The sequence below is a fragment of the Fibrobacter sp. genome (assembly GCF_017551775.1).
GTDB lineage: Bacteria > Fibrobacterota > Fibrobacteria > Fibrobacterales > Fibrobacteraceae > Fibrobacter.
Genome location: NZ_JAFZKX010000014.1, coordinates 1 through 2,970, shown reverse-complemented (window position 1 = coordinate 2,970; position 2,970 = coordinate 1). Strand labels below are relative to the sequence as shown.

At 51.9% G+C, this 2,970-nt stretch carries 4 protein-coding genes and 1 pseudogene; 2 read left to right on the top strand and 3 right to left on the bottom strand.

From position 1 onward, the window contains the following. Nucleotides 1–445: pseudogene (locus IK012_RS01470) on the top strand (hypothetical protein); the annotation flags it as partial. Between the two features lie 49 nt (nt 446–494). On the opposite strand, the gene IK012_RS01465 reads toward IK012_RS01470, so the two are convergent. Together IK012_RS01465 and IK012_RS01460 are read right to left on the bottom strand one after the other, a co-directional pair. After that, on the bottom strand, nt 495–980 hold the full coding sequence (locus tag IK012_RS01465) for a hypothetical protein (RefSeq protein ID WP_173384985.1): 486 nt from the start codon (nt 978–980) through the stop codon (nt 495–497). Between the two features lie 156 nt (nt 981–1,136). Continuing rightward, entirely contained in the window at nt 1,137–1,748 is a 612-nt protein-coding gene (locus tag IK012_RS01460) for a fibrobacter succinogenes major paralogous domain-containing protein (RefSeq protein WP_290949575.1), read from the bottom strand. Nucleotides 1,749–1,847: 99 nt separating this feature from the next. On the opposite strand from IK012_RS01460, the gene IK012_RS01455 reads away from it, so the two are divergent. After that, nucleotides 1,848–2,726 (top strand): glycoside hydrolase family 11 protein, encoded by an 879-nt coding sequence (locus IK012_RS01455; RefSeq protein ID WP_290949574.1) that lies wholly within the window; start codon nt 1,848–1,850, stop codon nt 2,724–2,726. 100 nt (nt 2,727–2,826) lie between these two features. Here the strand turns inward: IK012_RS01455 and IK012_RS01450 are convergent. Then, a partial coding sequence (locus IK012_RS01450; protein ID WP_290949580.1) for an ACT domain-containing protein occupies nt 2,827–2,970 on the bottom strand: 144 nt, incomplete at its 5' end.

The following is a 2,970-nucleotide window of genomic DNA, read 5'->3' as shown; positions in this document are numbered from 1 at the left end:
TGAGAGAATCAAGATTCTTGGGATTGATAAGGACGGAAACGGCGTAAGAGACGACTTAGATTCTTTGATTGATGCAAAAATTCCCGACAGTCCTGAAAAAAGGGCGGCATATCGTTACTTGGCTCAAGCAATACAAAACCAGTGGACCGCTTTCTATGAGAACCCGCAAATGAGTTATGAAGAATTATTGCCGTATGAAATCTACGTTTCATTAGGAATAACTCTTGTAAATGACGTGAGGGCTGAGTCTGATTTGAAATGGAAGCTTTTTGAGGCTCAACTTCATAATACAATGAAACGTATTTTTTTCGATGATAAAATTGACCGTGTTTTTGTTGGACAATTTTTGCCTGTAGCCGTAGGTCGCACAAAAGAATATCCGAACGAAGTTGCTACGGGTCGAGAACGTTATAACGAAATTTTGAAACTGGAGAGAATGAAGTAATGAAGAAAATTACAACCATTCTCAGAATGACGCCAGTTTCAAACTCACGCTAGAAGCATTCCACGCGCTTGCCGCTGGCTATGGCCCGCTCGTATATGGGTTGCAGCGAGCTGCCCTCTTTCTTGGACCAGAACACAAGACTGTTCGATGCCATATCGGCAAGGTGGCGGCAGTAACGCGCCGTCGCATAGCTGTGGTGTTCGCAATTGAAGCAACTGACGACAAGCAGCTGCTTTTTTCGCACCGCCTCCTTGAAAAAATGGGGCAGTCTTTCGGGAAGGGCGCATCCGAGGAACCAGACGGCTGAACCGCCGCGACTCAGGACAAAGTAAAGAATCTCGCATTCCGCCTTGGAGTGGAATGTACCCACGATGCACTTCCGCTGTTTTCCCTTCTGCATCGCCCACTGCTCACGAATAATGTCGATTGCAGGGTCCGTGTCACGCGACGCGAACACGCCAATGCGCGCCCGCGATTCTGTCAGCAGCTTCGTGTTTCCGAGGGTCCTCATACCCACCATCTCGATTTCGTTCATTTTTTACTCCTTGTATTCCGGGACTTGCCGCCCGGAGGTGCATCGCCGCATAAAAAAAGACCGCCGCCGCGCAAACGCGGACATGCAGTCTTATAATACGGTGCCGGAACTCCCGGCTGTACCACCCAATATACAAAAAAGTCTATCGCGGAGCCATTACTGCGCAGCCGAAACGCAGCGCACCGAACGGAAGTCGCCCTTGGGGAATGCGTTCACGCTCGCGGATTTGCTGCTGAAATCGAGGAACAGGTAGTAGGCGAAATCATCCGGAGCGGCAGTCGCGCTCCAGAAGTAGGCGTAGCCGCCGATGCCGTCGTACTTGCCGCCCTCCATTCCGCCTTCCTCATTTTTATAGACCGCGCCGCGATAGCCCGCAGGGAAAGCATTGAAGCCGAGCGCATCGGAACCGTTCCCCTTCTTGAACCAGCCACTCGTTGACTTGAGCGATTGGCCAGCAACCTCTGCGCCACCGGCGCTTGCTACGAGTGTCGCGAAATCCGTACTGTCGGGCAACCGCCAGCCTTCGGGGCATACTTTCTGCGCATCCGTCCAGGTGTAGAGCCGCCCGTATTCGGAACACTTGCGAGCGTCGCCCTCTGGGCACACGCTGCCCTCAGTTTCGAAATCCAGGTTCTCGGCCATCCATGTCTGCGAACCGATTTGAATTATGTTATATGTATTACCGTCGCGAGAATCGGTAAAAGATTCGGAACATGCCGTGAAAAGGACGGCGAAAAGAACAGCGAGTAAGGCAAAAGAGGCACGCATGATGTTTTAAAAGTAGAAAAAAGTATGTTCAAGGCGAACGGAGCGAAGGTTGAGCAGAATTAACGCCCGCTGGGCTACAAAATAACTTATATTAACAATATGAAGAAGAATATAGTGGGTTTAGGAATCGCCCTCACCATGGGCTTGGCTACGACTGTCTATGCGGATAGGTGCCCTAACGCATGGCCCGCGGAGGGCGAAAACTACGCCTCCGGCACGATAGACGGTACAAACTACAGTTACGAAGTCTGGCGCGATGGCTACAATGCTTATTTGGAGTGCTACGATGATGGAAGCTACTTAGTTTACTCCAAGGCCGCGGACGCTATCGTGCGCTTTGGTCCCAAGTTCGACGAGCCAAAGACCTTCGACCAGCATGGCAACTTTGCGGCGGACTACAAGTTTCGCACAAAAGGCGGCGGCTTCGGCACCCCCTATTTTCTGGTTGGCATCCAAGGCAATACCACCGAGCCGAAAACCGAATTTTATATCATAGACTACTGGATAATCAGAGATACAGCCGACACATCCACTTTCGGAACCAGGCTCGGCGAATTCACCGTCGATGGCGACACCTACGACATCTGGCAGAACACCGCCAACAACTACTTGGGCGTCCAGGGCAACACCTCGTTCAAGCAGTATTTCAGCATTCGCCGCACCGTACGCGACAGCGGCCACATCGACATTACCGCCCACTTCAAAAAATGGGAAGAACTCGACCTCAAGCTGGGCAAGATAACCGATGTCATGGCGCTTGTGGAAGGGTATAAGGGGCAGAGTTCCATCAACTATTTTCAAATTGACTACTTCAACATCACCGAAACGGCAGACACTACCGGCACCACGGCCATTTCAAGGCGCGCGAGCATGCCCGTCTTGAAGGGTGATTACCGCGTGTTCGACATGCAAGGCCGATACCTCGGCACAAGCGAACAGAAGCTCAGCCCCGCCGTCAGGACCGTGAAGAAGCGGTAAGAGGTTTTCTAGTAAAAAAATTACCCCCGGCCGATAGGTCGGGGGCGATAATGTTCTTGGATCCTATCGGCCCGTTGGGCCTCCAGGATGACAGTGCAGATTACTTCACGAAGGCGCCGTAGATGGCCTTGATGGCCTTCTCGGTATCGGCTTCGTCAACACCGGTGATGATGTTGATCTGCGAAGAACCCTGGTCGATGATGCGGACGTTCACCTTGTTGTCGGCGAGAGCGGTGAAGAGCTT

What these genes read in the sequence shown, in the direction of transcription:
- IK012_RS01465 (WP_173384985.1), bottom strand. Translation starts at nt 980, where the DNA reads ATGAACGAAATCGAGATGGTGGGTATGAGGACCCTCGGAAACACGAAG.
- IK012_RS01460 (WP_290949575.1), bottom strand. Translation starts at nt 1,748, where the DNA reads ATGCGTGCCTCTTTTGCCTTACTCGCTGTTCTTTTCGCCGTCCTTTTC.
- IK012_RS01455 (WP_290949574.1), top strand. Translation starts at nt 1,848, where the DNA reads ATGAAGAAGAATATAGTGGGTTTAGGAATCGCCCTCACCATGGGCTTG.